The 4794-nt window shown below is 33.8% G+C and carries 3 protein-coding genes and 1 pseudogene; 1 reads left to right on the top strand and 3 read right to left on the bottom strand.

Annotation, left to right across the window (positions count from 1 at the left end; genetic code table 11):
* Together K6343_02300 and K6343_02295 are read right to left on the bottom strand one after the other, a co-directional pair.
* Positions 1–1184, bottom strand: a pseudogene (locus tag K6343_02300) (radical SAM protein).
* A 10-nt stretch (positions 1185–1194) separates the two neighbouring features.
* Positions 1195–1890, bottom strand: a complete 696-nt coding sequence (locus K6343_02295; protein MEF3244801.1) for a hypothetical protein — start codon at positions 1888–1890, stop codon at positions 1195–1197.
* A gap of 134 nt (positions 1891–2024) precedes the next feature.
* Here K6343_02295 and K6343_02290 point away from each other — a divergent pair, with 134 nt between their 5' ends.
* Positions 2025–3200: an NAD(P)/FAD-dependent oxidoreductase gene (locus tag K6343_02290; protein MEF3244800.1), complete on the top strand. Its 1176-nt coding sequence runs from the start codon at positions 2025–2027 to the stop codon at positions 3198–3200.
* Here the strand turns inward: K6343_02290 and K6343_02285 are convergent.
* A partial coding sequence (locus K6343_02285) for a hypothetical protein (GenBank protein MEF3244799.1) occupies positions 3197–4794 on the bottom strand: 1598 nt, incomplete at its 5' end. The genes K6343_02290 and K6343_02285 overlap by 4 nt on opposite strands.

The raw sequence follows: 4794 nt of genomic DNA, 5'->3' as shown, positions 1-4794 counted from the left end.
ATGGTCTTAAAAGGTTATCTGAATACGGTTGGAGTTTCTGTATTTCTTTAAAGAAAGGAAGTTGTAGCGCTTCTTTTAAACTCATTTCGTTTATATTTCCCTGTGAAAGATGGATAAATGCACACGGCTCTATACCACCATCTGCTGTAATATGGATATACCTTCTTCCACCTGCAAGGCACCCACCTGTGTAGGGTCCGTCATTCCAAAAATCCGCTGCAAAGAGTGGTTTATTTGACCTTATGTAGTGAATCCTATTGTATGAGTAAAGCCTTTGTTCGGGTGTAAGCATAAGGCTTATGTCAGGGTCTTTCCCTGTTGGTATGTATTGGAAATACCATGCAATTTTTGCACCCTTTTCTATCATAAAGTCAACAAATTCATTAGATAAAACTTCTTCTACGTTTTTACTTGTTTCAGTTACAGAGTACCCAAAAGGCACACCTACCTTCTTTAGGTTATCCATTGCTTTCATTACCCTATCCCATGCGCCAGCACCTCTTCGCCAGTCTGTTTTCTCTTTAAAGCCTTCAACACTTATACATGGAACTGCATTACCAACTTCTCTTAGTCTTTCTGCATATTTCTCATTTATAAGAGAGCCATTTGTATAGAACATAAATGCCATATCGTTGTGTTTTTTGAAGACATCCAATAAGTGTGGGTAAATGGTAGGCTCTCCTCCAGAAACTACAATAAAGTAAATGCCAAGTTCTTTTGCTTCTTGCATTAACTTGTCAAATCTTTCAAAGGAAAGTTCATGTGCTCTATCGTAAGAACCTGCCCAACATCCAATACAGTTGTAATTGCATCTTTCGGTAGGGTCAACAAGCATAAACCAGGGGACATTAAAGCCTTCTTCTTTAGTGATTTTTCTTTGAAGTGCTGGGCCATACCAACCTGCATTAGCAACAAAATTGACCGCAACTTTTTTTGCAACTAAAGGATCGGTATCCTTAAGAAGGTTTAAAATTAACTTTGCACCTGGACGATTGTTTTTAAAAAGATTTTTTACACCTTCTATCTCACTTTTAAGAACAGCTGATGCATTAAAAGTATTAAGCTTTTAGGAGAACATCGAGAGCCCTTTTCACATTTTTTTCAGGGTCTTTTTGCAAATAACCAACGGTCCATTCGAGGGTTTTAGCGATCGCATACTTTTTAAGGTTTTCACCTATCGCCATATTCACCTCCTTAAACTATTAAAGACAAATATTTTACAATTTTACTTTGGATGGGCTGGGACACGTGGTTTATATTTTCCCTAAACTTCTTTAAAATTGCATCAAATTTCTCAATTTCCTCTTTATCTAAGAGTATTTTCTCCTCTTTATACTTGTCTTCTACAATCCCATAAACGCTCTCAACAAAAAACATCAGCACTGTTTGAGCGTATATATTTGATTGGAGTAAAACTTTTAAGTTGTATAGGTTGTTAATCTCCACATTAAAGATTTTTGTAAGTATGGATACAAGGCTTATGGTGTATAAAACAATAAGGAAGGGATTGTTTTCTTTTTCAACAAAACCATAAACAAAACTGATTGCGGCATTGATACTTAACTTACCGATTTTTTTATGGAAATCTGTAAGCCAATTTCCTACTGATTTAACTGGGGCAAAATAAAAGCCACTCTTAACTAATTCTATTGCCTCTTCTGTTGGTGCATAGAGCACTTCAGATCGACCTTTTCCTCCCACAGGGTGATATTTTAAAGTAAGATACCCCTTTTTATAAAGTTCTTGGATGATATCGTAGGCAGTCCATCGACTCACTTCCATCGATATGGCAACATCTTTATAAGAAACAGGTAAATGACCTTTTTCATACAAATTCACAAGAGCCTCAAGAAATTGCAATTGCCTTCTTGTTAAGTTTTGCGTCATCATAAGCCCTCTATCCTCTAAATTTATTTTTTTAATATTTTCACATAACATTATATGCTTAAAAATTTATTTGTCAATAAAAACCAAAAAAATAAAAAAGTTAGTATATAACACTGTTTAGTGCTATAATTTAAACAATGGAAAACGTTTTTGATGTAGTTATCATTGGCGGTGGCCCAGTTGGATTAAGGGTTGCAACATCATTAGGAAGGGCAAACCTTAGGGTTTTAGTTTTAGAAGCAAAATCAGGGGTTGGTTATCCAAACCACTGCTCTGGTTTAGTCCCAATTGAATTTATCAATATCGGAGAAGTTAAAGACAATCTTATTTTAAACTACATAAAAGGTGGCGTTGTGTATTCTTTTGAGGAAAATACGTTTCTATTTAAAAGAGAGATTCCATATGCAGTTGTCATAGATAGGGTAAATTTTGATATATACACTGAAAAACTTGCAAAAAGTGCTTCTACCAAGATTGTCTACAACGCCCACGTTAAGGAAATAAAAAAAGAAGAGGAAAATAAAATTGTTAGACTAAATAACGGCGATGAATACATAGCAAGAGTGCTTGTGGTAGCAACAGGTGCAGCAAATGCAATTCAAAGTAAAATAGGAGTGGAATTAAAAAGTGAGACTATTTACACCGTTCAAGTTGATGGAGAAGTCTCTTTAGTAGATAACGAAGTTGCATACATTTATATGAACAATAGAATTGCAACAGATTGGTTTTCATGGATTATTCCAACAAAAGATGGCTTTGCAAGAATTGGTTTTGGCACATCCAAAGGAGAGAACATACTTAAAAAACTCGACGAGTTATTTTTAGAATGGAGCTTACTAAAACACGCTCGTATTGTAGGTAAGCCAGTTGTATGGAGTATACCAATTGGAATTCCAAAAAGAATCGTTTTTGATAATATTCTATTTGTTGGTGATAGTGCAAGGCAAGTAAAACCTTTTTCTGGTGGTGGGCTTCTTACGGGATTTATTGGCGCAGATGAGCTATCAAAAGCAGTTATAAAAGCCTTCAATGTTCCAAGTAAGTATTTTTACAAGGCACTATCCTCTTATGAAAGTATTGTAAGGGAAAAACTCTATAAAGAATTCAGAAGAGAACTAATTTTAAGAGATATCTATAAAACACTATCCGATGAGAGTAAAGATAAAATTATAAGAAGCATAAAACAAGATAAAGTGGAAGATGTTCTTTTAAAATTCGGTATGATGGATAAGCCATCGAATACAGGATTAAAACTTCTTAAAGAAATGCCACTTATAATGCTTTTGTATATTCAAGATAAATTAAAAGTTTAGTGCAATAATAATTTTTCAACCCTTGGAGAGCCAACAAGCACTATCTTGTTTCTTCCCCTAGTTATGGCAAAAGACAAATTGAAGTTATCTTTAAAATTGATCGGTAGATCTCCCTCATCAACAAAGTTAATTATCACAACCGGTTTTTGCACGGCTTCAAAAACTTCTTTCACGGCAATATCATCAATGTGTGCTTCCTTCAATAGTTCATTTATGTATGCTTTTTGTCTTTCGTATGGCACAATCACCTCTAAAGAAGACCTTTCAACTCCACTTCTAAGGAAGTTTGAGATAAGTTCAACTGTAAATTTGCCCTCTTGCTCATTCAATTTGTTTTTGTTAAATGTGGTGTTTCCTACAATCCGCACAAACTGCACAACCTTCTCAGGATTTATAATTGGGATAAACTCTTTACTTATGTTATCTTTGTTTATAATCTTAAGTTCGTTTAATTCAAGTTTAGAAGAAGCACTGAATTTAAAAAATTTAGATACAAAATTGTAAATGGACTTATCAAAGCCAAAAACATCGTTTAGCAACCTCAGGTTGGTATTTTTAACTCTTTCTTCAAAAGGCACAGAGGTGGTAGGATAAGTGAATACAATGAGATTTTCCGTAAATGAGGCAAGGTTGAGTAAATCTTCATAGAGGATTTCCTTGTCAAAATAAAAGATATCATTGTAATAGTCGGTAATTGAATTTATATCTTTACAGACCAAATTACCAAACACTTCATAGAGGGAAGCATACAAATTTTTTGAATATATGATAACTTTTTTAGAAGGGAAGTCTCTTAAGAATTCTCCTACAAGGTGTTTTTTACCTGTTCCAAAATCACCTTTAATGATAGCAAAAATTGGGTTTACACTTATTAGTTCTTTTGGTGTGTAATCTAACGAAGGAAGCGGAGGCAAGGGCACCGAATGTATAAGAAAATCTTTTAAAAGGGATTGCTTTTCTTTTATCTTCACAATACCTTTTATACTTCTTTCCATAGTTTTTAGTGGGACAACAGAATCGGCAGATACTGAATTGTAATCAGTTAAAATTTTTATCGTTTTAAAGTCTACTTCTTTTACAACGCCAAATACCTTCATACTGAAAGGAGGTTTTTCCAAAATCACAACAGGTGCATTTTTTTTAAGGTTAAATTCATTGTCTTTTATGTTTGCTTCAACTTCAAAGCCTCCGATCGTTTGATTGTATAATTTAAGCCCTTGTATGCTTTCGTTATTTACTTCAAGGACTTTCTTTACAAACTTTCTTGTGTTTCGTAAATCTTTCAAAAATCTTAAAACATATGACTCTAAAAGTTCTTTTTCATCTAAAAGCAATTTAAAATTTTTGTACTGAGGAGTTTCTTCATTAATAAATTTTTTAAGATAATCAAAAAAGTGATAGATTGCAAAAACAAACTGGTTTCTTTTCTCAACGATTTTTTTCCTATGAGATGCAGTAATACTCCTTTTATCAAAAGTGCCTGTAGAACTTAGCACAAGATACTGATCCTGGTTTGTAGAAAGTGCCTGAATGATGCCTTTGGTATCATTTCCTTCAAATACAACGGGAAACTTGCCAAAGAATAGGGCATCTT

The organism is Caldisericaceae bacterium (assembly GCA_036574215.1).
GTDB lineage: Bacteria > Caldisericota > Caldisericia > Caldisericales > Caldisericaceae > Caldisericum.
Note: the sequence above shows the minus strand (reverse complement) of the source record. Positions and strands in the feature narration are given on the sequence as shown.